The 23,210-nt window shown below is 66.9% G+C and carries 25 protein-coding genes; 2 read left to right on the top strand and 23 right to left on the bottom strand.

The window, feature by feature from the left end; genetic code table 11:
* Positions 1-26: 26 nt before the first annotated feature.
* From WOC76_RS13240 to WOC76_RS13165, 16 genes are all read right to left on the bottom strand, one after another.
* Positions 27-365 (bottom strand): P-II family nitrogen regulator, encoded by a 339-nt coding sequence (locus tag WOC76_RS13240; protein ID WP_341106267.1) that lies wholly within the window; start codon positions 363-365, stop codon positions 27-29.
* Between the two features lie 299 nt (positions 366-664).
* Positions 665-1,528: an acyl-CoA thioesterase gene (locus tag WOC76_RS13235; RefSeq protein WP_341106269.1), complete on the bottom strand. Its 864-nt coding sequence runs from the start codon at positions 1,526-1,528 to the stop codon at positions 665-667.
* 78 nt (positions 1,529-1,606) lie between these two features.
* The gene (locus tag WOC76_RS13230; RefSeq protein ID WP_341106270.1) at positions 1,607-1,834 is read right to left on the bottom strand and encodes a Trm112 family protein; all 228 of its coding nucleotides are present in this window, start codon (positions 1,832-1,834) and stop codon (positions 1,607-1,609) included.
* Between the two features lie 20 nt (positions 1,835-1,854).
* The gene (locus WOC76_RS13225; protein ID WP_341106272.1) at positions 1,855-2,520 is read right to left on the bottom strand and encodes an LON peptidase substrate-binding domain-containing protein; all 666 of its coding nucleotides are present in this window, start codon (positions 2,518-2,520) and stop codon (positions 1,855-1,857) included.
* Positions 2,521-2,545: 25 nt separating this feature from the next.
* Positions 2,546-3,439, bottom strand: a complete 894-nt coding sequence (trxA, locus tag WOC76_RS13220; protein ID WP_341106274.1) for a thioredoxin — start codon at positions 3,437-3,439, stop codon at positions 2,546-2,548.
* Between the two features lie 20 nt (positions 3,440-3,459).
* Positions 3,460-4,140 (bottom strand): tRNA (guanosine(46)-N7)-methyltransferase TrmB, encoded by a 681-nt coding sequence (trmB, locus tag WOC76_RS13215; RefSeq protein ID WP_341106275.1) that lies wholly within the window; start codon positions 4,138-4,140, stop codon positions 3,460-3,462.
* A gap of 73 nt (positions 4,141-4,213) precedes the next feature.
* Positions 4,214-5,404, bottom strand: a complete 1,191-nt coding sequence (gene metK / locus WOC76_RS13210; RefSeq protein ID WP_341106276.1) for a methionine adenosyltransferase — start codon at positions 5,402-5,404, stop codon at positions 4,214-4,216.
* A gap of 161 nt (positions 5,405-5,565) precedes the next feature.
* Positions 5,566-5,973: a helix-turn-helix domain-containing protein gene (locus WOC76_RS13205; RefSeq protein ID WP_341108775.1), complete on the bottom strand. Its 408-nt coding sequence runs from the start codon at positions 5,971-5,973 to the stop codon at positions 5,566-5,568.
* Between the two features lie 229 nt (positions 5,974-6,202).
* Positions 6,203-7,840: an apolipoprotein N-acyltransferase gene (gene lnt / locus WOC76_RS13200; RefSeq protein WP_341106277.1), complete on the bottom strand. Its 1,638-nt coding sequence runs from the start codon at positions 7,838-7,840 to the stop codon at positions 6,203-6,205.
* A gap of 79 nt (positions 7,841-7,919) precedes the next feature.
* Positions 7,920-8,855, bottom strand: coding sequence for a hemolysin family protein (locus WOC76_RS13195; RefSeq protein WP_341388646.1), 936 nt, complete (start codon positions 8,853-8,855; stop codon positions 7,920-7,922).
* 9 nt (positions 8,856-8,864) lie between these two features.
* The gene (ybeY, locus tag WOC76_RS13190; RefSeq protein ID WP_341106278.1) at positions 8,865-9,365 is read right to left on the bottom strand and encodes an rRNA maturation RNase YbeY; all 501 of its coding nucleotides are present in this window, start codon (positions 9,363-9,365) and stop codon (positions 8,865-8,867) included.
* A complete protein-coding gene (locus WOC76_RS13185; protein WP_341388643.1) occupies positions 9,362-10,402 on the bottom strand; it encodes a PhoH family protein in 1,041 nt (346 codons plus the stop codon). Before WOC76_RS13185 ends, ybeY begins: the two co-directional genes overlap by 4 nt.
* Positions 10,399-11,880 carry a tRNA (N6-isopentenyl adenosine(37)-C2)-methylthiotransferase MiaB gene (gene miaB / locus WOC76_RS13180; protein WP_341106279.1) on the bottom strand — a complete coding sequence of 494 codons (1,482 nt, stop codon included), beginning with the start codon at positions 11,878-11,880 and terminating at the stop codon, positions 10,399-10,401. Before miaB ends, WOC76_RS13185 begins: the two co-directional genes overlap by 4 nt.
* A 96-nt stretch (positions 11,881-11,976) precedes the next feature.
* Positions 11,977-12,465: a GNAT family N-acetyltransferase gene (locus tag WOC76_RS13175; protein WP_341106280.1), complete on the bottom strand. Its 489-nt coding sequence runs from the start codon at positions 12,463-12,465 to the stop codon at positions 11,977-11,979.
* Between the two features lie 9 nt (positions 12,466-12,474).
* A complete protein-coding gene (gene tsaB, locus WOC76_RS13170) occupies positions 12,475-13,239 on the bottom strand; it encodes a tRNA (adenosine(37)-N6)-threonylcarbamoyltransferase complex dimerization subunit type 1 TsaB (protein ID WP_341106281.1) in 765 nt (254 codons plus the stop codon).
* A 64-nt stretch (positions 13,240-13,303) separates the two neighbouring features.
* Positions 13,304-13,864, bottom strand: coding sequence for a NifU family protein (locus WOC76_RS13165; protein ID WP_341106283.1), 561 nt, complete (start codon positions 13,862-13,864; stop codon positions 13,304-13,306).
* A 165-nt stretch (positions 13,865-14,029) separates the two neighbouring features.
* Here WOC76_RS13165 and WOC76_RS13160 point away from each other — a divergent pair, with 165 nt between their 5' ends.
* Positions 14,030-14,425 carry a nuclear transport factor 2 family protein gene (locus tag WOC76_RS13160; protein ID WP_341106285.1) on the top strand — a complete coding sequence of 132 codons (396 nt, stop codon included), beginning with the start codon at positions 14,030-14,032 and terminating at the stop codon, positions 14,423-14,425.
* Between the two features lie 8 nt (positions 14,426-14,433).
* Here the strand turns inward: WOC76_RS13160 and WOC76_RS13155 are convergent, their stop codons facing one another.
* The 7 genes from WOC76_RS13155 to WOC76_RS13125 all read right to left on the bottom strand — a co-directional run bounded on the left by WOC76_RS13155 (position 14,434) and on the right by WOC76_RS13125 (position 20,244).
* A complete protein-coding gene (locus tag WOC76_RS13155; RefSeq protein WP_341106286.1) occupies positions 14,434-14,640 on the bottom strand; it encodes a hypothetical protein in 207 nt (68 codons plus the stop codon).
* Between the two features lie 80 nt (positions 14,641-14,720).
* Entirely contained in the window at positions 14,721-15,554 is an 834-nt protein-coding gene (locus tag WOC76_RS13150; RefSeq protein ID WP_341106288.1) for an RNA methyltransferase, read from the bottom strand.
* 126 nt (positions 15,555-15,680) lie between these two features.
* Complete coding sequence (locus tag WOC76_RS13145; RefSeq protein ID WP_341106289.1) at positions 15,681-17,060, bottom strand: hypothetical protein; 1,380 nt, start codon at positions 17,058-17,060, stop codon at positions 15,681-15,683.
* A gap of 288 nt (positions 17,061-17,348) precedes the next feature.
* On the bottom strand, positions 17,349-17,831 hold the full coding sequence (gene rpsI, locus WOC76_RS13140; RefSeq protein WP_341106291.1) for a 30S ribosomal protein S9: 483 nt from the start codon (positions 17,829-17,831) through the stop codon (positions 17,349-17,351).
* Positions 17,832-17,833: 2 nt separating this feature from the next.
* A complete protein-coding gene (rplM, locus tag WOC76_RS13135; protein ID WP_341106293.1) occupies positions 17,834-18,304 on the bottom strand; it encodes a 50S ribosomal protein L13 in 471 nt (156 codons plus the stop codon).
* A 232-nt stretch (positions 18,305-18,536) separates the two neighbouring features.
* A complete protein-coding gene (locus WOC76_RS13130) occupies positions 18,537-19,835 on the bottom strand; it encodes an ammonium transporter (RefSeq protein ID WP_341106294.1) in 1,299 nt (432 codons plus the stop codon).
* Positions 19,836-19,905: 70 nt separating this feature from the next.
* The gene (locus tag WOC76_RS13125) at positions 19,906-20,244 is read right to left on the bottom strand and encodes a P-II family nitrogen regulator (RefSeq protein ID WP_341106295.1); all 339 of its coding nucleotides are present in this window, start codon (positions 20,242-20,244) and stop codon (positions 19,906-19,908) included.
* Between the two features lie 278 nt (positions 20,245-20,522).
* Here WOC76_RS13125 and WOC76_RS13120 point away from each other — a divergent pair, with 278 nt between their 5' ends.
* Positions 20,523-23,189 (top strand): caspase family protein, encoded by a 2,667-nt coding sequence (locus WOC76_RS13120; RefSeq protein WP_341106297.1) that lies wholly within the window; start codon positions 20,523-20,525, stop codon positions 23,187-23,189.
* Positions 23,190-23,210: the final 21 nt, after the last annotated feature.

The following is a 23,210-nucleotide window of genomic DNA, read 5'->3' as shown; positions in this document are numbered from 1 at the left end:
CTCCAGATTGATCGGGGAGGAAAGGATCAGAGCGCGTCAGCGTCGGATTCGCCGGTGCGGATGCGAATGGCCCGCTCGAGCGGGCCGACGAAGATCTTGCCGTCGCCGATTTGACCCGTCCGGGCCGTGGCGGTGATCGTCTCGACGACCTGGTCGACGACACTCGATCCGACAGCGACCTCGATCTTGAGCTTCGGCAAGAAGCTGATGGCGTATTCCGCCCCGCGATAGATTTCCGTGTGCCCCTTCTGCCGTCCGTAGCCCTTGACTTCCGTCACGGTGAGGCCGTGCACGCCGATATTCGTCAGCGCGTCGCGGACCTCATCGAGCTTGAACGGCTTGATGATCGCTGTCACGATTTTCATCTGCCAACCCTGTTTTGTTATCGACCCCTTGGACGGGCGCCGCTTCTGGCAAAGCGGGACGCCGCAGCGGCGCGGTCGCTGGAAGAGGGCACGTCACGTGCCCGCGCCTCTTGCTTTCAAATGCCGTGCCAGTCGGCCTCGTCTCTGAAAAACAAGCGGATTACCGGCGAGAGGCCGATGCGCGGGAGGTCTGGCCGGCGCGGCGCAAATCCCCCGGTCGTAGCCGGAGCCCGGCAATTGCTTGGGAAATAGGCGGCGCTCGGCCGAGCCCAGCAGGCGCCTGCTCTTTAGGCGGGCGCCTAAACTTTGGTACGGAGACGGATCAGCCCTTCCTGCGCTACCGAGGCGAGCAGGCGCCCGTCGCGGGCGTAAATCCGTCCGAAGGTCAGCCCGCGCGCGTGGGCGGCGGCGGGGCTCTCCTGCGCGTAGAGCAGCCAGCCATCGACGCGCGGCGCTTCGTGTATCCAGAGCGAATGGTCGAGACTCGCCACCTGGATGGCCGGGTCGAAAATGTTGCGGCCGTGGACCACGAGCGCCGTATTGAGCAGCGTCATGTCGGAAAGAAAGGCGAGCAGCGCCGCGTGGACGGCCTCCGCCTCGGGCAGGGGACCCTGCACGCGAAACCAGATCAATTGCCCCATTTTATTGGGCGAAATGAGCGTCTCCGGGGCCACGACGCGCATGTCGAGCGCGCAGGCGCGTTGCATCCAGGGCTCGGAGGGCGCCGGCAGAAAGGCGCGAAAACGCTCGATCAGCTCGTTGATCGGCGCGAGATCCTCCGGCGGCGGCGTCTGCGGCATATCGGCCGCATGGGCGAGGCCGGGCTCGCGAAGCTGAAAGGAGGCTTCGAGCGAGAAGATGGTGCGCCCGCGCTGGGTCGCGACGCAGCGCCGCGTCGTGAAGCTGCGGCCGTCACGAATGCGCTCGACCTCGAAATCTATGGGCGTCCGCGGATCGCCAGCGAGCACGAAATAGGCGTGCAGAGAATGCGCCGGCCGGTCGGGCGACACGGTGCGGGTCGCGGCCACCAGAGCCTGAGCGACGACCTGTCCGCCATAGAGGTGGTTTCCCGCCGAAGCGGGGCTATAGCCACGAAAGCGGTCGTCTCCGAGGTTTTCTATGTCGAGCAGCGCGAGAAGCTCGCGAGCGGGTCCGTCGCCCATGCCGAAACCGCCCTTTGTGGGAGCCGGAAGCGCAGAACCGCTCCCAGAGAAGGAGCGATTCTGCGACGTTGCAAAGCTCTAGTCAATCTGCCGCGCTTCCTCCGGCAGCATGATCGGAATGCCGTCGCGGATCGGATAGGCGAGGCGGGCCGAGCGGGAAATGAGCTCCTGCCGGTTACGATCATAGTCCAGCGACGATTTCGTCAGCGGGCAGACGAGGATCTCGAGCAGGCGCGGATCGACTTTCGTGCCCTCTGGGGCGGCGCTCTCAGTATTTTCCGCGCCGGCCGCGACGTTCTCGCTCATATATTCTTCCTCTGCTTCAATCAGTGCCATTGTTGACCTTCGCCGTCGCGCTGCGCAAGATCGAGCTTCGCAAGGGCGACGAGCGTTTCGGCTCGCGTCTTGAGATCGATGGCCTCGATCAGCGCCTGCTTTTCATTGGCGCCGAACGGGGACATCATCGCCAGCGCATTGACCAGCGTTTCGGTTGGGGCCGCGTCGATGCTGGCCCAATCGACCTCGAGTTTCGAGGATTCGGCGAAGCTGCGCAACATGGCGACCATGCTTTCGCGATCCACCGCGTTCTCGCCGGCGCCCGGCAGCAAATCGGCCTGGAACCCCTCGTAATTCACCCGAAACAGCCGATAGGGCGAGTGTTCGGTGACTTCGGCGGCGATGCGGAAGCGCGTCACGCCCGTGAGGGTAATGAGATAGCGCCCATCGCCCGTCTCCGCGAAGCGGGTGATGCGCCCGGCGCAGCCGATCTGGAAGAGCGGCGGCGGCGTTCCGCCATTGCCGCCCTGTAGCGGCTGGATCATGCCAATGAGGCGCTCGCCCGAAATGGCTGCGTCCACCATGGCGACATAGCGCGGCTCGAAAACATTGAGCGGCAGCTCGCCGCGCGGCAGGAGCATTGCGCCGGCGAGTGGAAACACCGGAATAATCTCCGGTAACTCCCTGATGTCCGTGTAAGGGCAATTCAGGCTCATGTGGGTCGGCGTGACGCCTCTCCCTTTACGAGAAGAGCATCGTGGAGAGGCGGCGCCGCGCCGCGATGGTCGCCTTGTCCATCGGTCCCCACGCCTCGAAGAACTGGACGAGCTGTTTTCTCGCTCCGTCATCGTTCCAACTACGGTCGCGCCGGATGATTTCAAGAAGCGCATGGGCCGCTTCCTCGCGCCGGTCCTTGGCGTTGAGCGCGAGCGCCAGGTCGAAGTAGGCCTGAAAATCGTTGGGGTCGAAATTGATCCTCGTTCTGAGGTCCTCGATTCCTCCGAGATCCTGCGCGGCGGCGGCGTTTTCGACCGCTGCGACGGCGGCCGCGACATCCGGGTCCTTGCGCGCCGATTCGGGCAGGCGATCGAGCAGGGTGCGGGCAGAATCGAGCTGCCCCGCGGCGACATAGAGCCGCGCGAGCATCGCCACGGCCTTGGGGTTGACCGGCTCCTCGCTGGCGAGTTCGGACAGAAGCTCGTGGGCGCCCGCGACGTCGCCAGAATCGATCAGCGCCTGCACCGCCTCGAGCGCGTCCCCGGCGTCCTCGATCGGGCCGACGAGGCGCTCCAGAAAGCCCTTGATCTGGCTCTCGGGCAGGGCGCCGACGAAGCCGTCGACGGGCCGCCCGCGCTGGAAGGCGACCACGGCCGGGATCGACTTGATCCCGAGTTGCCCCGCGACCTCCGGCTCGGCGTCGATGTTCATCTTGACGAGCTGGACCTTGCCGCCCGTCGCCGCCACGACCCGCTCGAGCACGGGGGCCAGCTGCTTGCAGGGGCCGCACCAGGGCGCCCAGAAATCGACCAGCACGATCGTGCGCATCGAGGGTTCGAGCACATCCGCGCGAAAACGCTCCACTGTCGTCTCGACCGTCTTCGTCGAACCGACCGCCGTATTCGCCAAATCGACCATCCCGCGCTCCCTCTGCCGTATCAGCCGGCCTCTCTGATGAACGTCAGATAGACCGGGCGGCGTCCCGCCGCCATCGCTTTGGCCTCATATTTGGTCTGCGTCCAGCCCTCCCAGGGGCGTCGCCAATCTTGCGCCGTCTGCGCCCGCCAGCGAAATGCGTCGCAAGCGCGCAGCCGCGCCAGCGTCCAGGCCGCGTAATCGTCGATGTCCGTGGCGAAGCGCAGTTCCGCCCCCGGCCGCAGGACGCGGGCAAGCCGGTCGATATTCTCCGGCGACACGAATCTGCGCTTGCGATGGCGCCGCTTGGGCCAAGGGTCGGGGTAGAAGAGATAGATCCGGGAGAGGCTCGCGTCCGGAAGCCGGTCCAGCGCCTCGGCCGCGTCGCCCTGATGGAGGCGGACATTGTCGAGCCCGCGCGCCTCGATGCGGGACAGAAGTTTCGCCATGCCGTTGACGAAAGGCTCGCAGCCGAAGAAATCGACATCCGGCTCGCGCGCCGCCGCCTCGATGAGATGCTCGCCGCCGCCGAAGCCGATCTCGAGTCTGGCTTCGCGGCCGGGGCGCAGGGGCAGGGGGCCGGACAGATCGAGCGCGAGCTTCGGCAGCAGCGTGGCCATCAGCTCGGTCTGATGCTGGCGCAACGCCTTGCCCTTGGAGCGGCCATAGAGCCGTCGCCGGGCCGGATGAGCCTCTTCGGTCATGTCTTGCCGTTTGATGAAAGCCAATGGCCGGGACGCGCCCGGCCATCGATATTTCGCGCGTTTCGACTGGCGATCAGCGGAAATGCGACCGCAACTGATCGACGAGGTCCGTCTTCTCCCAGGAAAAGCCCCCGTCGGCGTCGGGCTGACGGCCGAAATGGCCATAGGAAGAGGTGCGCGCATAGATCGGGCGATTGAGCTGGAGATGCTCACGAATGCCGCGCGGCGTCAGGCGCACCAGCTGCGGGAGAACGGCTTCGAGCTTGTCCTCCGGCACCTGGCCGGTGCCGTGCAGATCGACGTAGATCGACAGCGGCTCGGCGACGCCGATGGCGTAGGAGAGCTGAAGCGTGCAGCGATCGGCGAGGCCGGCGGCGACGACATTCTTGGCCAGATAGCGGGCCGCATAGGCGGCGGAACGGTCCACCTTGGTCGGGTCCTTGCCCGAGAAGGCCCCGCCGCCGTGCGGCGCCGCGCCGCCATAGGTGTCCACGATGATCTTGCGGCCAGTCAGTCCGGCGTCGCCATCGGGGCCGCCAATGAAGAACTTGCCCGTCGGATTGACGTGCCAGACCGTCTTGTCGGTGATCCATCCCTCGGGCAGCGCCTGGCGAATGTAAGGCTCGGCGATGCGGCGGATGTCAGCCGGCGCCAGGGTCTCGTCGACGTGCTGGTGAGACAGCACGATCTGGGTCGCCTCGACCGGCTTGCCATCCACATAGCGGACGGTGACCTGGCTCTTCGCGTCTGGCCCAAGCCCCTTCTCCTTGCCCGAGTGGCGGGCCTCGGCGAGGAGCTCCAGAATCTTGTGGGAATAGTAAAGCGGCGCCGGCATCAGATCCGGGGTTTCCCGCACGGCGTAGCCGAACATGATGCCCTGGTCGCCCGCGCCCTCGTCCTTGTTGCCCGAGGCGTCGACGCCCTGCGCGATGTCGACCGACTGCTCGTGCAGCAGCACCTCGACATTGGCCGTGTTCCAGTGGAAGCCGCGCTGCTCGTAGCCGATGGCGCGGATGGCGTTGCGGGCGATCTCGATGATGCGATCGAAGGAGATGTGCGGGCCGCGGACTTCGCCCGCGATCACCACGCGGTTCGTGGTCGCGAGGGTCTCTGCGGCGACGCGAATGGCGTACGGGTCGATCCCGGCCTTGGGGCCTTCACGGAAGAACTCGTCGACGATCTCGTCCGAAATGCGGTCGCAGACTTTGTCCGGATGGCCTTCTGAAACGGACTCGCTGGTGAACAGATAATTCTTACGGGTCACTTCGAATCTCCCGATGGCCCCCGACGAAATATTCGCGCGCTTTACGCGACGATTGCGGCTGGTTGTGTGCCAGCCGCTGTTCGTTACGTCAAGCCAGAACGGCGCAAATCGTTCGTTTTAGAGAACTGCGGCCCTTGAGGACCGGCCGAGCGTCCAGCCCGTCAGTTTCCCGCCTCCTCCTGCTCGGCAAGCGTCGCGACAAGATCGAGAACCCTCTTGCGGACTTTCGGGTCCCTGATCCGCGCGAAGGCGCGGTTCAGGTGCAGTCCCTCGGCGGTCGACAGGAAATCAACCACATATTGCGAGGAACTGTCCTCGGCGAACCCGTCCGCCGGGCTCAGGTTAGGCGCCCCCTCGAAGAAAAATGAGGGGGGGACATTGAGGGTCTTGGAGATCTGCTGGAGCCGGCTCGCGCCGATGCGGTTCAGTCCCTTCTCGTATTTCTGGACCTGCTGGAAGGTGAGGCCGAGGGCCTCACCGAGCTTCTCCTGACTCATCTTCATCAGGATGCGTTGCATACGTACACGGCTGCCCACGTGACGGTCGATCGGATCTGGCGTCTTCTTCACGTTCAACCACCCTCCTGCCACGTTTTAGCCTAAGACCGTCCAAATGCAAACAGGATTAATGATTTAGCGGGCAAAAACCGCAAAAAACTCATATCTCTCCAGTAGAAATGAAACATAGGGGCGGCTCCGCCGCATCGCTTTCAGGCATTCGCCTGAAGTCGCGCCCGGCTAATCATTTGCGGAAGCCCGAAGAGCTTGTTCCCTTAAACTCAAGGTAGATGGATACATTTTACCCCCGCCATCGCCTGGCGGCGGCGACCGCCAGGACCAGCGCCAGCAGGACAGGAAAAACATATGCGCCACGCCGGGCAAAAAACGTTTCCGGGGCGGGGCGGGGCAGACGCCCGTCGATGATCCCGTTCTCGCCGAGCGGCAAGGCCTCGAGGATGCGTCCGTAGGGGTCAATTATGGCCGAAATCCCAGTATTTGCGACGCGAACGAGGGGCAGCCCCTCCTCGATGGCGCGCAGTCGCGACTGTGCGAAATGCTGATAGGGGCCGGTCGTTTTCCCGAACCAGCCGTCATTGGTGAGATTGAGCAGGAGCCCGGGGCGCAGCCCGTCAGGGCCTTTCGGCGCGGCCTCGCCGGAGAAGACCGCTTCATAACAGATGAGCGGCGCGATTGGCGGGAGGCCGGGGGCCATGAGCGTGCGCGGCCCTTCTCCCCGATCCCAGATTCCCGGCACGAGCTGGGAGACGCCGAATGGCCGCAGCAGGTTTTCGAGGGGAAGATATTCCCCGAAAGGGACGAGGTGGGTCTTGTCGTAGAACGCAAGAATGCGGTCGCCGTGCAAAACCTCGATCGAATTGAAAATCTTGCCTCGCCGCCCGCCGCCGTCGTCGTTTTCGATCCGCGCGGCGCCCGTGATGAGAATTTTTCCCTGGAGCGCCCGCGCGATCGCCGAAAGCGCCCGCGGCTCGCGCGAGAGAATGTAGGGAAAGGCCGACTCCGGCCAGATGAGATGGGTGGCGTCGGCGATCCCCGTGCGATCCGGCGCGGCGGCGCGGTCCGAGAGTTCGAGGTAATCGCGCAGAATGCGCGGGCCGTTCTCCGGACGGAATTTCGCGTCCTGCGGGAGGTTCGGCTGCATCAGCCTCAGCTTCACGCCGTCGACATATTCGGTGGGGCTCCCCGCGAGCCGCAAGGCGCCATAAAGGGCGAGGGCGCCGAGCAGGATCGCCGCCGTCGCGGCCCCGGCGTTGGCGTGGAAGCGGCGGCCCGGCGCGCGGTCGATCAATGTCGCCGGCGCGGCGAAGATCAGGATGGCCACGAGGTCGAGCCCGTTGAGCCCGAGAAGGGCCGCCCCCTGTCCGAGCGGCCCGGCTTGCGCGAGCGCCATCCCGAAATCATTCCAGGGGAAGCCCGTGAGGATGTGCCCGCGCAGCCATTCGGCGGCGCCGAGGCCGGCGGCGAGCGCGAAGATGCGCAGGCTTCCCGAAAACCAGAGCGCGCGGGCGAGGGCGAAACCAAGCGCGGGAAAGAGCGCCAGGACAGCGGGCAGACCGAGGACGGCGAGCGGCAAGGCCCAGGCGAATTCGTCGGCCTCCACGAGCATGGCGGCTCCGAGCCACCAGAGGCCAGCGAGAAAATAGCCGAAACCGAGCCACCAGCCCGCGCCGGCGGCCGCAAAGAGCGCCCCGTTGCGCCAGCCCCCGCCGCGTCCGGCGGCGCCGTCGATGAGCCAGACCGCCGTCGTGAGGGGCGCGATCATGGCCGGCGCGAAGTCGAAGGGCGGCAGCGCCAGCGCCCCGAGCGCGCCGGCGGCGAAGGCGATGAGGCGGCGCGTCCAGCCGTCAGCGAGAATGATGCGCTGGGGGAGCGGGATCAGCCCCGCCCGCGCGCCAGTCGATTGGGAAATCTGAGCCATGAACGCCCCTGCGAATCAGCCGGCCAACTGTAACGGCTTCCGCTTGTTATAATGAGGCGATAGCTTGACCGTGATGACCCTACGGCCGCAGGCGCGCACGCACGCGCAGCTTGCGGACCCGGCGCGGATCGGCGTCGACGATTTCGAACTCATAGGCCTCGACCGGCGTCGCGATGATCTCTCCGCGCATCGGCACGCGGCCCGCGAGCCAGGCGACGAGGCCGCCGATGGTCGTGACCTCGGCGGGAGTATCCTCCAGGCGGAAGTCGACGCCGAGGCGCGCCGTCACCTCGTCGAGATCGGCTCGGGCATCCACGAGGAAATCGCCATTGTCGAGCTCGACGATTTCGGGCGGCTCGGCCACGTCGTGCTCGTCCTCGATGTCTCCGACGATCATCTCCATGATGTCTTCGATCGTCACCAGGCCGTCTGTGCCGCCATATTCGTCGATCACCAGCGCGAGATGCGTGCGCGTGGTCTGCATGCGAATCAGCAGGTCGAGCGCGGGCATGGAGCGCGGCACGAACAGCACGGGCTTCAAAAGCTCGGCCTGAAGCAGCGGCGCGTCGAAGTCGATGATCCTGTGCGTGGCTGCCCTGTCGGCGGCCTCGCGCTTTTCCTCGCAGAGCGCGATGTGGTTCACGAAATCGCGGATGTGAACCATGCCGCGCGGATCGTCGAGCGTCTCGACATAGACCGGCAGGCGGGAATGGCCCGCGTCCCGGAACAAGGCGAGCGCCTCGCGCAGCGTCGCGTCCTGAGAAATCGCGACGATGTCGGCGCGCGGGATCATCGCGTCCTCCACCCTGAGATCGTGCAGCCCGAGCACATTCTTGAGCAGCGCGCGCTCATGCGGCGTCACGTCGCCGGCGGCTTCCTCCAGCGCGTCCTCGATGTCCTCGCGCACGGACGCGGGCGCGAGACCAAGAAGCCCGCGCAGGCGGTCGAGCAGATTGCCGCGCGCCTCCTGGCTGCGTCTTAACGGCTCCTCTGCATTTTCAGATCGTATCGACATGACCTTCGTTCAGTTCGCCCGCTCACCCGCTTCGTCGGCCGCCTCGCCGGCGTAAGGGTCGCGCAAGCCCAACCGCGACGCGATCCGTCTTTCGAGGCCCTCCATCACTTCGGCCTCGGCGGCAGTCTCGTGATCATAGCCGATCAGGTGCAAAAATCCATGGACGACCATGTGGACAGTATGTTCGCGCAGGGTCTTTTCCTGCTCGGCGGCCTCGCGCGCGACCGTTTCATAAGCAATGACGATGTCGCCCAGAAGCGGCCGGGCGGCGAGAACTCCGGGCGTGGGGAAGGAGAGGACGTTGGTCGCCTTGTCCTTGCCGCGCCATTGCGCGTTAAGCTCCAGGATCTCGGCGTCGTCGCAAAAAGTGACGCTCATCTCGCAGCCTTCGATGAGCGTGGCGCCGCTCTCGGCGAGGCTCGCATCGACGCTTTCGCGGGTGAGGCTGTCGAGCCCTTCCAAGCCCTCCCAAGGCTCGGCGGCGACGATGATGTCGATCTCGACGGTCATGCTTCGCCGCGCGGCTTGTTCTTCGCGCGGGCGGCGCGCTCATAGGCGCCCACGATCTGGCGCACGAGGTCGTGACGCACGACGTCGCCTTCCGAGAAGCGCACGCGGCCGACACTGTCGATTTCCGACAGAAGGCCGATCGCCTCGGAGAGCCCCGAGGTCTGGCCGGGGGGCAGGTCGGTCTGGGACGGATCGCCCGTGACGATCATGCGCGAGCCTTCGCCGAGGCGGGTGAGAAACATCTTCATCTGCATCGAGGTCGCGTTCTGCGCCTCGTCGAGCAGGACGCAGGCGCGGGTGAGCGTGCGGCCGCGCATGAAGGCGAGCGGCGCCACCTCGATGATGCCCGTCTGCATGCCGCGCTCGACCATACGCGAATCCATGAAATCATGCAGCGCGTCGTAGATCGGCCGCAGGTAAGGGTCGACCTTCTCGCGCATGTCGCCGGGCAGGAAGCCCAGGCGCTCGCCCGCTTCGACGGCAGGGCGAGACAAGATCAGCCTCTCGACCGCGCCCTGTTCCATGAGTTGCACGGCGTGGCCGACGGCGAGCCAGGTCTTGCCGGTGCCGGCTGGCCCCTCGCCGAAGACGAGCTCATAGCGTTTCAACGCGCGCAAATACTGGTCCTGCGCAGCGTTGCGGGCGCGCACGAGTCCGCGCTTGCGGGTGATGAGTTGCTCGAAAGCGCCGCGCGCGGGTTCGGCGTCGGGAAAGAGGCTGCGCTGGCGCGCGGTCTCTTCGATCGCGCCGTCAACATCGCCGATCGCCACCGTCTGGCCCTTGGAGATGCGCTCGTAAAGCGCCTCCAGCACGCGCCGCGCATGTTCGCAGGCCTCGGCCTTGCCTTTCAGGGTGACGTGATTGCCGTTTGCGAAAGACGCGATTTTCAGCCGGCGCTCGATCTTGGCGAGGTTCTGGTCGTAATGGCCGAAGACAAGAGACGCATATTTGTTGTTTTCGAAGGCCAGGGTGATTTCCGCATCGGGTTCGGCCGCCTCCTCCCGGCGCCCGAGCCGCAGGTCGTCAATCGTCGTCAAGCCTTCGCCTCCTCGCCCTCGCCCACAAGCCGACCCGCCAGCGAGTTCGACCCCGCGGCGACGATCGCGACGCGCGCCACGCCGCCGATCATGCCGGCGGGACCGCTGACATGCACAGCCTGCATATAGGGAGTCTTGCCACCGATTTGACCCTCGTGGCGGCCGGGTTTTTCAAACAGCACGTCGAGGGTCTTGCCGACGGTCGCGGCGTTGAATGCCTGCCGCTGCTCCTCGAGCAGCGTTTGCAGGGCGGCGAGGCGGGCGCGCTTGAGCTCCTCGTCGATCTGGTCGTCCCGTTCGGCGCCGGGCGTTCCGGGACGCGGCGAATATTTGAAGGAGAAGCTGGAGGCGAAGCCCACGGCGCGTATCAGGGCCATGGTGTCCTCGAAATCGGCGTCGGTCTCGCCGGGAAAGCCGACGATGAAATCGGAGGACATGGCGACATCGGCGCGCGCCTTGCGCAGGCGGGCGATGATGTCGAGATAGTCGGCGGCAGTGTGCCTGCGGTTCATCGCCTTGAGCACGCGGTCGGAGCCCGACTGCACGGGCAGATGGACATAGGGCATGAGCTTTTCGATCGACTCATGCGCATCAATCAAATCCTGGGCCATGTCGACAGGATGACTGGTCGTGTAGCGAAGCCGGTCGATCCCGTCGATTCCAGCGAGATGTTCGAGCAGGCGGGCGAGGCTCCATTCGCGGCCCGTCTCGTCCGCGCCGCGATAGGCGTTGACGTTCTGCCCGATGAGCGTGATCTCGCGCACCCCGGCGTCGACGAGGCGCTGCGTCTCGGCGAGAACATCGGCGACGGGCCGGGAGACTTCTGCGCCGCGCGTATAGGGCACGACGCAGAAGGAGCAGAATTTGTCGCAGCCTTCCTGCACGGTGACGAAGGCGGAGACGCCGCGGGCGCGGATTTGCGCCCGGCTCGGCTTGGGCAGGGCGTCGAACTTGTCTTCGACCGCGAAGTCGGTGTCGGCGAGGCGGCGCCCTTGCCGCGCCTGTTTCAACAGGTCGGGCAGGCGGTGATAGCTCTGCGGGCCGACGACGAGATCGACGGCGCGCTGCCGCTTCAAGACTTCCTCGCCCTCGGCCTGCGCCACGCAGCCGGCGACGACGATCTTCATCTCGCGGCCCTCGGCCTCGCGCGCGCGCTTCTCGAGCGCGAGCTTGCCGAGTTCGGAATAAATCTTCTCGGCGGCCTTCTCGCGAATGTGGCAGGTGTTCAGGATGACGAGATCGGCGTCGGTTTCCTCGGCGGTCTCCGCATAGCCTTCACGGCCGAGCAAATCCGCCATGCGGGTCGCGTCATAGACATTCATCTGGCAGCCGTAGGACTTGACCAGAACCTTGCCTCCCGGCGAGGACGCCTCGGGCGCCGCGTCGAGCGTCTCAGCCGCAGTCGAAACCGGTGTGGAAATCTTACTCGCTCCCTGGGGCCGCCCCGACTCGGGCGGCGCTTGCCGACTGGCGGGCATTATAAGCGCGTTTGCCGGCCGCGCCGAATCCATAATTTGCGTGCGTGGAGAATGGGTCCTTCGCGGCCCGTGATCATCATGCTTCAAAGCAGGTTGTCACATCTCCAGCCGCAAATTGACCGCCGCGCGCCGGGTCCCGTCGGCGCGCTGGTAGTAATTTTCCCGCCGGCCGATCTCCTTGAAGCCGGCGCGGCCATAGAGCTTCAGCGCCGCCTCGTTGTCGTCTGCGACCTCCAGAAACACGAGCCGGGCTCCGCCGCGCTCCAGATTTTCGATGTGTCGGTCGAGGATCATCCAGCCGAGGCCCGCGCCGCGCCGGGCCGGATCGACCGCGAAGGTCAAGATTTCGGAATCGGGCGGCAGCAGCCGGGAGAGGATGAAGCCCCCGAGCCTGCCCTTGGCGCCTTCCGTCACGGCGCCGTCGGCGATGACATGCGGGTCGGTGAGATAGCTCTCGAAATCGATCTTGGACCAGCCGAAGGCGAAGGAGGCGCCGTGCAGCGTCTCGCAGTCTTCGGCGCGCTCGGCGCCGATGGGCTGAATGATGAAGTGCGGCTTGGCGAAGAAGCTCGTCAGGAGGCTCATGACGAAAGACTACGCCTGCGCGGGCTCGGAGGCGAGGGCCTCTGACGCCGGGCTTTCCGGCGCAGCGTCGCCCCCGGCCTCCGCCGAGCGCGCGGGCGCGGCCTCCTGCGGCTTGCCCGCAACCGTCACGTCCGGCTCCTTGAGATAGAGCGGCCGCGCCGGCGCGGTGTCGGGCCGGGCGGCGAGACCGAGGCGGGCCACATAGGCGATGTCGGGCGAGGCGCGCTCGCTGACGATCTTGTGGGCAAGGCCGTTCGCTCGCGCCTCGCTGGCCAGAAGCTCGGCGCCCGATCCGATGAGCAAAAACGGCCCGTCGCCAAGGGCCCGCAGCGCCTCGTGCGCGCCGGCGCGGCGCGGGGTCAGCAGGGCGCGGCCATCGGGGCCGAAGGCCGCGACATAGACCTTGCCGTGGCGCGCGTCGATGGCGGCGGCGGCGACGCCGTCGAAGTCTTCGAGAATAAGGGGCGCGGCGAGCGCCGCGAGCGTCGAAACCCCCACCACATCCGCCTTGCAGGCGAGCCCGATCGCCTGTCCGGCGGCGAGGCCGATGCGGATGCCGGTGAAGGAGCCGGGACCGACCGTGACCGCGACCCGGTCGATGGTGGAGAAACCGCCCTCGACCTTGCGCATGACCCGCTCGATGAGCGGCATGATCTCCTCCGCGTGGCCGCGCTCCATGGCGATGGTCTCGGCGGAGATGGGCTCCTCCGTGTCGCTGTCGAGCACGCAGGCCGAGACGGCGGGGAGGGCGGTGTCAATCGCAAGGATTCGCATGATCGGAGAATATGACCCTTTTGAGAGCCCGAGCAACAAAGGGCGGCGCTCGGAGGCCCCAGGCTCAGGCCGGCTCGACGGCCTTCACCTGCGGCAGAAAGTGGCGCAGAAGGTTTTCGATGCCGTTGCGCAGCGTCGCGGTGGAGGAGGGGCAGCCCGAGCAGGCGCCTTTCATGGCGAGATAGACCACGCCGTCGCGGAAGCCGCGGAATACGATGTCGCCGCCGTCCCCGGCCACCGCCGGACGCACGCGGGTCTCGATCAGCTCCTTGATGGTCGCGACCGTTTCGGCGTCGGCGGGATCGTAGAATTCGCCGTCGTGATCCTCCACGGCCGCGCCGCCCTCGGTGAGGAGCGGCGCGCCGGAGGCGAAATGCTCCATGATCGTGCCGAGAATCGCGGGCTTGAGATGCGCCCAGTCGGCGCCGTTCTTGGTCACGGACACGAAGTCGCCGCCATACATCACCGCCTCGACGCCGTCGATGGCGAGCAGGGCCTGCGCGAGCGGCGCATTGGCCGCGGCTTCGGACGAGCGGAACTCCATGGCGCCCTGGCCGAGAACGGCCTGGCCGGGGAGAAACTTCAGCGTGGACGGATTGGGGGTGGCTTCGGTCTGAATGAACATGGATGGGCCTCCTGCGCCCGGTTCAAGGCCGGGGAATTGGCGCGTGCTTAGCACGGTTTCGGTCTGGACGATATGGAACGCCCTCTAAGATAGGCATTGCCGCGCGGCGGCGAAACACCCGGATCGCGTTTGCAAGCCGGGCGCAAATGTGACCAAGCTCTCCCCATGGACGAAGACGCCCTCCTCGCCGCCAACGCAGCCTATTACCGCGCCTTCGCCGCCCGCGACCTCGCCGCCATGGAGGCGGTCTGGGCCGAGGATGGCGTGACCTGCGTGCATCCCGGCTGGCCGGTCCTCATCGGCCGCGCCCCGGTGCTCGGCTCTTATCGCGATATTTTCCGCAATACCTCGCAGGAGGCGGTGACGGCGCGCGAGGAGCGGCTCGTCATCGACGGCGCGGACGGCCGGGTCTTTTGCGTGGAGGAAGTCGGCGGCGGGCTCCTGCTCGCGACCAACTGGTTCAAGCGCGCGGATGGGCGCTGGCGGCTCTCGCATCATCAGGCGAGCCCGCTCGCTCCGCCGGCCCCGGCGCGGCAGGACGCGAAGCGGTCGTTCCACTGAGGCGAAGTCTAATAGTCGCCGCTTCCGACCAAGGGATGAATGCCACCGGAGTTGACGCCGCCGCGACCCTCGCGCTGCGCCGGCGCCTTGCTGCGCTTGGCGGCCTGGGTCGCGTCGCTCTTCGAGGAGGCTGGGTGAGACGCGGCCGCGGGGCGGGCGGACGCCGTCGGCGCGGCGACCGCGCACAGGAGGATCGCGGCAAGAACGTAACGCATCTGGTCCCTCCCTACAGCCGACAGGCCGGCCGCTTCGCAAGGTCGCGATAGCGCATATTTAGGGCGGGCTCGGCAGGGCGTCAGCTCTCCGCCTCTTCCGTCAGCTTCTTTCGCCGCCAGACCTTCTTGGGGTCGCGGCGGGGACCTTCGACGAGCCGCACCACCATGCCCCACAGCGTGCGCACGTCCTGCTGCGTCAGCCCCATGCGGTGGAACATGTTGCGCAGATTGCGCGACATCACCGGCTTCTTGTCCAGCGGCCGGAAGAAGCCGCGCTTGTCGAGCTCCTCCTCCAGAAAGTCGAAGAAGGCGAGCGTCATTTCGCGCGTCGCGGGAGGCGATCGCTCCTCGATCTCGTAGGGGATGGCGTCGCCATGGGCGGCGCGGAACCATTCGTAGCCCACCAGCAGCACCGATTGCGCCAGATTGAGCGAGGCATAGGCGGGGTTGACGGGGAAGGTGAGGATCGCGTCGGCGAGCGCCACGTCGTCATTGTCGAGCCCGGTGCGCTCGGGGCCGAAGAGAAAGCCGTGGGCCTCCCCGGCCGCCATCCGCGCGGCCGTGTCAGGAAGGGCCTTTCCCGGCGTGAGCACGGGCTTCATCTGCCCCCGCCCGCGCGCCGTGGTGGCGTAGACGAAATTCAGGTCCGCGATGGCCTCGCGCACGCTGTCATAGAGCTTCGCGCCCTCGAGCAGATGCGTGGCCCCGGCGGCGGCGGCGTAGGCGCCCTTGCGATAGGCGCCGGTGCGCGGCCACCCCTCGCGCGGCGATACGAGCCGCAGATCGGAAAGGCCGAAATTTGCCATGGCGCGCGCGCACATGCCGATGTTCACGGCGAGCTGCGGGCGCACCAGAATGATGGCCGGCCCGCCCGTGAGCGCCTGTTTGGTGTGATCCGTCCCCGCTCCGACCAATTCCGCATCCTCTCGCCAGGAAGAGGCTAATTAGGCGAAAAGCGCCGCGCGGGGAAAGGGGCTTTGCTTGGCCGACGCAATCCTGAACCAAAGGACCTTGCCTGAATCAAAGGAACCTTGGGATTTTTATTTCTTCCCACCCGGAGCGCCCTGCGACGCCTTGGGCCCGGCCATGACTGCGCGTGAAAACATGTGGCTGGCTTCATAGGCGTAAAAACCGACGACGAGGGCGAGGCCCGCGGCCAGGGCGCGCCGCCGCCAGTCTGCTTTGACCAGCGCGGAAAGCCGCCGGTCGCGCAGCCATGAGATCGCAAGAACCATCAGCGACAGAGCTCCCAAATCGCCTCTCCCGGCCGTGGAAAACATGGCCTCCCCGGCTGCGGACGATGACTTCGAGACGGCATTGCGCTCGCCCGCGCCAAAGATCGCGTCGAGGACCGGTTCGGCGTCCGAACTGCCTTTCTGGATGAGGGAATAGGTATTGAAGCACAGGAGAACAGCCTTGAAAAAAACCAGCAGGCCGAAGGCCAGGAACGAGTCGATGCGCCACGCCGGCGCAGCCAGGTCAAGCGCGAATATCGCAAGCGCCGAAAAAGCGGGCCCGGCGAGGCTGATCGCGCCAGCCTCGAAGGCGCTTGCTTCGTCGCGCGGACAGAAGGGCTCGTGGTTTTGGATCGAGACAATGTTCAACCTCTTCGCGCGGCGTCGGAAGGCCGCCGAGGCCAGCGCATGGCCGAATTCGTGAATGGCCCATGCTGCGACGCCCATGAGCAGCAGCAAGAATATGAGTGACGCGACCACGCCGAAGGCTAAGGGAATGTCCGAGGCTCCGTGGGCGTCGGCGAGACGCCGAACGGGCGCCCACTCCCGCGCCAGATAGCCGGCCAGCGTCAGGGCGGAGGTCGCCATGACAGACGCGCCCAGGGCGCGCAGCAGGGCGAGCCGCCAGCCGAAAAAGCGAAACAGCGGAAATTCCGCCTCCCCGGCGGTCGCGTCATGCGCGAGTTCGAATAGATCGCGGGCCAGAAAGAGCCGGGTCCGCTCATAATCCCACAAGCCGGAAACGTGTTTCTCATAGCTCGCCGAAATCTGCGTTCCGTCGCCTGCGGCTGTCAGCTCGACAAGCGAGCGCACGCCGCCGCCATCGAGGATGAGCCGCCCCGCCGCTCGATCCACAAGGCAATCTTCCTCGATGATGTCGAAAAGGCGCTCAGCGCCGCGCGGGCGGCGGGCCAGCGAGAGCCGCAGCGGCGATCGAGAAATGACTCTGACGTCGCGCGCCTCGTCGACCAGCCGCCGGCCGCCGCCCGGACCGAGCGGGTCAAGCAGGCGCCAGACCGCGTCGGCCGGCGCGGCGATCACGATGTTGCGGGTGAAGCGCCTGCGGCCCAGGGGCATGCGGAACCCAAGCCACCAGACCGCGAGAACGGGCGCTGAAAAGAGCAAAAGGACAAGGTGGACCGTCTGAAAGGAGGATGGAAGAAGAGCGGCGAGAGAATCGGGCATTCGGGCCTTGCTGTTCTGCGGGTGGCGTAACCTGAACAGTTTCGACCTCAAATCCTTTCGGCGACATTAGGCGAGGCAGCGCGAAGGCGGCGCGCAGCAGCATCAGGGCGAAGGGCAGAAGCGTGAGGGAGGTGGCCAGCGCCGCGACCGGCGCAGGAGCGTGAGCAGCAATTCCCGGCAAGGCAATTCATGGCATGTTCAATCGTACGTAACAAAAAAGCCAGGCGTAGCCTGGCTTTGATGTGCTCTTTATTTTGAGAAAAGCGCCTGTTGCGGCGCTTTTGCTCGTTAGCGCTTCGAGAACTGGAACGACCGGCGGGCTTTCCGCTTGCCGTATTTCTTGCGCTCGACCACGCGCGAGTCGCGGGTGAGGAAGCCTTCCTTCTTGAGCGGCGAGCGCAGCTCCGGCTCGTAGTGGGTCAGCGCCTTGGCGAGGCCGTGGCGCACCGCGCCGGCCTGTCCCGAGAGACCGCCGCCGGCGACCGAAACGACGAGGTCGTACTGGCCGGTGCGCTTGGCGACGCCGAGCGGCTGCTGCAGGATCATGCGCAGAACCGGACGCGCGAAATAGACTTCGATGTCGCGGCCATTGACGGTGATCTTGCCGGAGCCGGGCTTGATCCAGACGCGGGCGACGGCGTTCTTGCGCTTGCCGGTGGCGTAGGCGCGGCCGTATTTGTCGAGCTTCTGCTCGTATTTCGGCGCTTCGGCCGCAGCGGCGACGGCCGCCTGATTGAGGTCAGAGAGCGAGGAAAGGGTGGTCTCGGCCATAATCAGGCGCTCCGGCTATTCTTGGCGTTCAGGGCGGCGACGTCGAGCGTCTGCGGATTTTGCGCCGCATGCGGATGCTCGGCGCCCTTGTAGACGCGCAGATTGCCGAGCTGCTGGCGGCCGAGCGGCCCACGCGGCAGCATACGCTGCACGGCCTTCTCCAGAACGCGCTCCGGGTAGCGGCCTTCGAGCAGGAACTTGGCCGAGCGCTCCTTGATGCCGCCCGGGAAGCCGGTGTGGTGGTGATAGACCTTCTGGTCGCGCTTGCGGCCGGTCAGCACGACCTTGTCGGCGTTGATGACGACGATATTGTCGCCGTCGTCCATATGGGGGGTGAAGGTGGCCTTGTGCTTGCCGCGCAGGCGCAGCGCGATAATCGTGGCCAGGCGGCCGACGACGAGCCCGGAGGCGTCGATCAGCACCCATTTCTTTTCGATGTCGGCGGGCTTCGCCGAGTATGTCTTGCCGTACATGGGATCTCGAATTCCGTCTGAACGAACTGTTCGGATGCGGGTGGATAGGGGATGCGGGACGAGCCGTCAAGTGCTTTCGTAGGATATCGCCGGGCTCAAAGGGCCAGAAAACCGGGCGACTCGCGCTTGTGGTGCTATTTTACCCCATAATCCGAGCAGGCGCCGTCAACGATGATTGGATGCAAATCCTCCCCCCGCCAGTCGGGGAGAGGATCTGCCCGATCGCGCCCTCTTACTGATGTAGCGCTTCCCCGTGCAGCGCGATGTCGAGGCCCTCGCGCTCGTCGTCGCTGGTGACGCGCAGCTTCGTGAAGAAGGAGACGATCTTCAGCGTGATCAACGTGCCGATGACGCACCAGACGATCGTCACGCCGACGCCGATAGCCTGCACCACGAATTGATGGGGGTCGCCCTCCAGCAGGCCGGCGACGCCGGGGCTGTCGTTCGAGGCCGTGACGGCGCGGGTCGCGAAGACGCCCGCGAGCAATGTGCCGATGATGCCGCCGACGCCGTGGACGCCGAAGACGTCGAGCGTGTCGTCGTAGCGGAACTTGTGCTTCGCCACGGTGCAGAACCAGTAGCAGACGGCGCCCGCGATCAGGCCGATGACGACGCCGTGCCAGGGCAGGACATAGCCCGAGGCTGGGGTGATGGTGCCGAGCCCCGCGACGGCGCCGGAGACGACGCCGAGGACGGAAGGCTTGCCGCGCTCGATCCATTCCAGCCCGCTCCACACAAGCGCGCCCGAGCAGGCGGCGAGATGGGTGGCGATGATCGCGAAAACGGCGCGCGAATTGGCGCCGAGCGCCGAGCCGCCGTTGAACCCGAACCAGCCGACCCACAGGAGGCCCGTGCCGACGACGGCGAGCGACAGGTCGAAAGGCGACAGGTTCTCGCGGCCAAAGCCGACGCGGTTGCCCAGCACCAGCGCGCAGACGAGACCTGCGACGCCGGCGTTGATATGCACGACCGTGCCGCCCGCGAAGTCGAGCACGCCCATCTTCTGGAGGAAGCCGCCGCCCCACACCCAATGCGCCGAGGGCACATAGACGATGAAGAGCCAGACGACGCAGAAGAGGATGAAGGCCGAAAACCTCATGCGCTCGGCCACCGAGCCGCCGACCAGGGCGCAGGCGATGACGGCGAAGGTCATCTCATAGGCCATGAACAGCATTTCCGGAATCGTGCCGGCGAGGGGGCTCACCGTGTCCATGCCGATGTCGCGCAGCAGGACGCGCGCCGTGTCGCCGATCAAGGCCCCGTCGCCCGAGAAGGTCAGGCTGTAGGCGACGGCCATCCACAAAAGCGAGACGATCGCTGTGGCGATGAGGCTCTGCGCCATGGTGGCGAGCACATTCTTCTTGCGGACCATCCCGCTGTAGAAGAGCGCGAGGCCGGGCAGGGTCATCATCAGCACCAGCGCCGTGGCGACGATCATGAAGGCGGTGTCGGCGCCGTCGATCTTCGGCGCGTCCTGCGCGAGGGCGGGGGTGGCGAGGAGGGCGGCGAAAGCCGCAACTATCATTCGCATCCGAGGGAGCGTCCAGTGTCGCTTGTGGGGGTTCGGCCGGCGGTTCGCGGGGGGCAGGGGTCAGCCGCCGCTACAGCGCCTCATTGTCGGATTCGCCGGTGCGGATGCGCAGGGCGCGCTCCAGCGGCGTGACGAAAATCTTGCCGTCGCCGATCTGGCCCGTATAGGCCGCCTTGCGGACGGCCTCGACGGCGCTGTCGACGAGTTCGTCGGCCAGGGCGATCTCGACCTTTATCTTCGGCAGGAAGGAGATGATGTATTCCGCGCCGCGGTAGATTTCGGCGTGGCCCTTCTGGCGACCGTAACCTTTGACCTCGGTGGCGGTCATTCCAAAGACGCCGAGCGCCATGAGCGCGTCGCGCACGTCGTCGAGCTTGAAGGGTTTGATGATGGCTGTGATGATTTTCATGCGGGCATGTTGCTGTCGTTGAATGCAGGATGGGCGTTTTGACAGCAATGGTCGTGCCAGATGGGACAAGCGCGGCAGGCGCAGGCGGCTGCTTCCCTCCTGGGCGCCCTCCGGGCGCCGAGCGCCCAAAAATTCCACAAATCGTCCAAAGAATCGGCGGGTTGTTTTTCGTTTTGCAGCCAGTGACTTCCTGACGTGGTTCAGCCTCTGTTCAGGGGCGGTCTGCTGGATGAGGCGGATGATGCGCGGATCGCGGGGCGCCGCGAGGAGAAACGACGATGCAGTTATTACGCAGTCTCGCGCTTGCGGCGCTTGTCCTGTTCGCCTTCGCCGCGGGACAGGGCGCGGGCGCTCTGGCGGCCGAGCGGCGCCTGGCGCTCGTCATCGGCGAGGCGGCCTATCCTGCAAAGCCCATCGCTACGGCGGCGAATGACGCCGGCCTCGTCGCGCAAACTTTGCAGGCCGCGGGATTCGACGTGACCGGCGCCCGCGATCTCGAGGAAACGGCGCTGAAACAGGCGTTTCGCGACTTTCTCGACAAGACCGCTCAGGCGGGGTCCGATGCGGTCGCCTTCATCTATGTCTCCGGCTACGGCCTCCAGCTCGAGGGCGAGAACTATGTTCTGCCTGTCGACGCGCAGGTCGCCCGCGATGCCGACATTCCGCTGCGCGGACTGCGCGTCTCCGATTATCTGAAGCCGCTCGCGGCCTCCGGCGCCAAGCTCGCGGTCGTCGCGCTGGACGTGGCGCGCGCCAATCCGTTCAAGCTCGCGGGCCAGCCGCTTGCGGGCGGCCTTGCGCTCTATGAACCGGGCGGTCGCGCGCTTCTCGCCTACAACGCCGCGCCGGGAACAACTGCGCCGGAGGCGACCGGCGATTACGGCCCCTACGCCCATGCGCTCGCGGAGATGATGCGCGATGGCGGGCGGCCGCTGATGGAGGTCTTCGAGAACACGCGTCTGCGCGTTTCCGAGATGACCAAGGGCGCGCAAGTCCCGTGGAATTCGCAGCGCGTCGAGACCGATTTCATCTTCTTCGAGCGCGAGGCGGGCGCGCCACTGCGCAAGGAGGACGTGGCGCGTCTGTCGCAGCCCATTGGCGCGCTCGGTCCCGAGGACGGCTATTCGGCCGCGCTGCGGCGCGACACCTTGCAGGGCTATCAGGACTACGTCGCGAGCTATCCGTCGTCGCCCTATGCGAAACGCGCGCGGGCCATGCTGGCGGCCCGGCGTGAGGCCATGACCTGGCGGCGCTCCCGCATGATCGACACGCCCGACGCCTATTGGTCCTATCTGCGCCGCTATCCCACGGGGCCGCATGCCTGGGACGCCCGCCGCCGCCTCGCCGAGCTGCGTTATGAATTCGAGCCCCCGCCGGACTTCGCCATGGTGGATTACGGCTATCCGCCGCCGCCGCCGGATGAGCTTGTCTTCGTCGATCAGCCGGGGATGTTCTTCGGCGATCCGGTCTGGGGCTTCCCGCCGCCTCCGCCGCCGCCGATCTGGTTCCTTCCGCCGCCGCCGCCGGACTTCATCGTGCTGCCGCCGCCGATCATCGTGGTCGAGCCCTATGTGCTGCCGGCGCCGCCCTATGTGCCGATTCCCGTCTGGCAGCGCCCGCCGGCCTATATCGCGCCGCCGCCGCCCAATCTCATCTACGCCAACGTCCACAACGCCGTGGCGCTGAATCCTGTTGAGAATCAGGTCATCATCCGCAACCCCGCAGGGAGCGTGATTTCCACCGAGGCTCTCACCGCCGCCGGCGCGGGCGCCGCCGCCGTGGGAATTGGCGCGGCGCTTCCGCATTTCATCGCCAAGCGCAGTATCGTTCCCGCAGATGCGCAAGGTTTGGCGCCGGGAGGTTTGGCGCCAGGGATGCCGACGACGCCAGCCGCGACTCCACCCGGCGGAGCCTTCTCCGGCGCAGCGCGTCCAGCCGCGCCGCTGACGCCGCCGTTGGGCGCTCAGGGGCCTGTCGCCGCTCCCGCACAGCTTTTGCCGCATCCGCCCCTCGGGACGCCGCCGGGGGCCGCGCCCGCCGCTCTTGCGCCTGGAACGCCGCTTCCGGCGGCCCTTCCGGGGAAGGACCACGCCCTGCCGACGCCGCCCGCTGGCGCGGGCGGGCTTCTCCCGCCACGCCCCGGCTCTGCGCCTGTGGCCGCGCCGCCGGGCCTCCCGCCCGCGGTGAAGGATCGAGCCCAAAGGGACCGCGCCCTGCCGTCTCCTGCGGGCTTGCCATCGCCGGCGGGCGCCGGGCAGGAGCCTGCTCAGGCGGGCAGGCGGATGGTTCCGTTGCGCGACCGATTGAGGCCGCCGGCGCAGCCCGACCGCATGGCGCCCGGCCTGGGCCGCGGCGACCTCGCGAGCCCCTACAGGGGCGGCGGATATGGGCCGGCGCCGAATCCCATGCGCCCGCCGCGTCCCATTCCCCCGGCGGGTCCCATGCCCCCGGCGGATCTTGGAGGCGGCCCCGCCGGACTCGCGCCGGGCGGCATGGGGGGCCCACGGCTGCCGAGGCAGGTTCGCGAGCCGCCGCCCGGCGCGCCGTTCATGCCGGCCATGCGCGGCATGCCCGATGCTCCGCCCGCCCGCGCCTATCCGCGGCCAGATATGCCGCGAGGGATGGGCGCGCCGCGCGACATCGCGCCGCCTCGTCCGAACGCCATGCCGGAAGCCCGCTATCCCGGACTGCCGCCACAAATGCGCGAGATACAGCCGCGCATGCCCGACATGCCGCCGCCCATGCGGGCGCTGGCGCCGCCCGATATGCGCGGACCCGCCATGAATCGCCCGCCACCTGTCTCCATGCCGACCATGCGCCCGCCGCCGCCTGCGCAGCCGGCCATGCAGGCGCCGCAGCAGGCCCCGCGTCTGGATCAGTGGCCGCGGCCGCGCAGGAGCGGCGCCGAGCCCGGCGTTCCGTCCGGCTTCCCAGGCCTGCGCTGACGCCCTTGCGCGCCGTCGCCA

Origin of the sequence: Methylocystis sp. IM3 (genome assembly GCF_038070105.1) — a bacterium.
In the GTDB taxonomy this organism is placed as follows: Bacteria; Pseudomonadota; Alphaproteobacteria; order Rhizobiales; family Beijerinckiaceae; genus Methylocystis.
The sequence above is the reverse complement of the archived record's forward strand: the minus strand, read 5'-3'. Positions and strand labels throughout refer to the sequence as shown.

Excerpts from the sequence above, each read along its gene's own strand:
- WOC76_RS13240 (WP_341106267.1), bottom strand. The coding sequence starts at position 365 with ATGAAAATCGTGACAGCGATCATCAAGCCGTTCAAGCTCGATGAGGTC.
- WOC76_RS13235 (WP_341106269.1), bottom strand. The coding sequence starts at position 1,528 with ATGGGCGACGGACCCGCTCGCGAGCTTCTCGCGCTGCTCGACATAGAA.
- WOC76_RS13230 (WP_341106270.1), bottom strand. The coding sequence starts at position 1,834 with ATGAGCGAGAACGTCGCGGCCGGCGCGGAAAATACTGAGAGCGCCGCC.
- WOC76_RS13225 (WP_341106272.1), bottom strand. The coding sequence starts at position 2,520 with ATGAGCCTGAATTGCCCTTACACGGACATCAGGGAGTTACCGGAGATT.
- trxA (WP_341106274.1), bottom strand. The coding sequence starts at position 3,439 with ATGGTCGATTTGGCGAATACGGCGGTCGGTTCGACGAAGACGGTCGAG.
- trmB (WP_341106275.1), bottom strand. The coding sequence starts at position 4,140 with ATGACCGAAGAGGCTCATCCGGCCCGGCGACGGCTCTATGGCCGCTCC.
- lnt (WP_341106277.1), bottom strand. The coding sequence starts at position 7,840 with ATGGCTCAGATTTCCCAATCGACTGGCGCGCGGGCGGGGCTGATCCCG.
- WOC76_RS13195 (WP_341388646.1), bottom strand. The coding sequence starts at position 8,855 with ATGTCGATACGATCTGAAAATGCAGAGGAGCCGTTAAGACGCAGCCAG.
- ybeY (WP_341106278.1), bottom strand. The coding sequence starts at position 9,365 with ATGACCGTCGAGATCGACATCATCGTCGCCGCCGAGCCTTGGGAGGGC.
- miaB (WP_341106279.1), bottom strand. The coding sequence starts at position 11,880 with ATGCCCGCCAGTCGGCAAGCGCCGCCCGAGTCGGGGCGGCCCCAGGGA.
- WOC76_RS13175 (WP_341106280.1), bottom strand. The coding sequence starts at position 12,465 with ATGAGCCTCCTGACGAGCTTCTTCGCCAAGCCGCACTTCATCATTCAG.
- tsaB (WP_341106281.1), bottom strand. The coding sequence starts at position 13,239 with ATGCGAATCCTTGCGATTGACACCGCCCTCCCCGCCGTCTCGGCCTGC.
- WOC76_RS13165 (WP_341106283.1), bottom strand. The coding sequence starts at position 13,864 with ATGTTCATTCAGACCGAAGCCACCCCCAATCCGTCCACGCTGAAGTTT.
- WOC76_RS13160 (WP_341106285.1), top strand. The coding sequence starts at position 14,030 with ATGGACGAAGACGCCCTCCTCGCCGCCAACGCAGCCTATTACCGCGCC.
- WOC76_RS13155 (WP_341106286.1), bottom strand. The coding sequence starts at position 14,640 with ATGCGTTACGTTCTTGCCGCGATCCTCCTGTGCGCGGTCGCCGCGCCG.
- WOC76_RS13145 (WP_341106289.1), bottom strand. The coding sequence starts at position 17,060 with ATGCCCGATTCTCTCGCCGCTCTTCTTCCATCCTCCTTTCAGACGGTC.
- rpsI (WP_341106291.1), bottom strand. The coding sequence starts at position 17,831 with ATGGCCGAGACCACCCTTTCCTCGCTCTCTGACCTCAATCAGGCGGCC.
- rplM (WP_341106293.1), bottom strand. The coding sequence starts at position 18,304 with ATGTACGGCAAGACATACTCGGCGAAGCCCGCCGACATCGAAAAGAAA.
- WOC76_RS13130 (WP_341106294.1), bottom strand. The coding sequence starts at position 19,835 with ATGCGAATGATAGTTGCGGCTTTCGCCGCCCTCCTCGCCACCCCCGCC.
- WOC76_RS13125 (WP_341106295.1), bottom strand. The coding sequence starts at position 20,244 with ATGAAAATCATCACAGCCATCATCAAACCCTTCAAGCTCGACGACGTG.
- WOC76_RS13120 (WP_341106297.1), top strand. The coding sequence starts at position 20,523 with ATGCAGTTATTACGCAGTCTCGCGCTTGCGGCGCTTGTCCTGTTCGCC.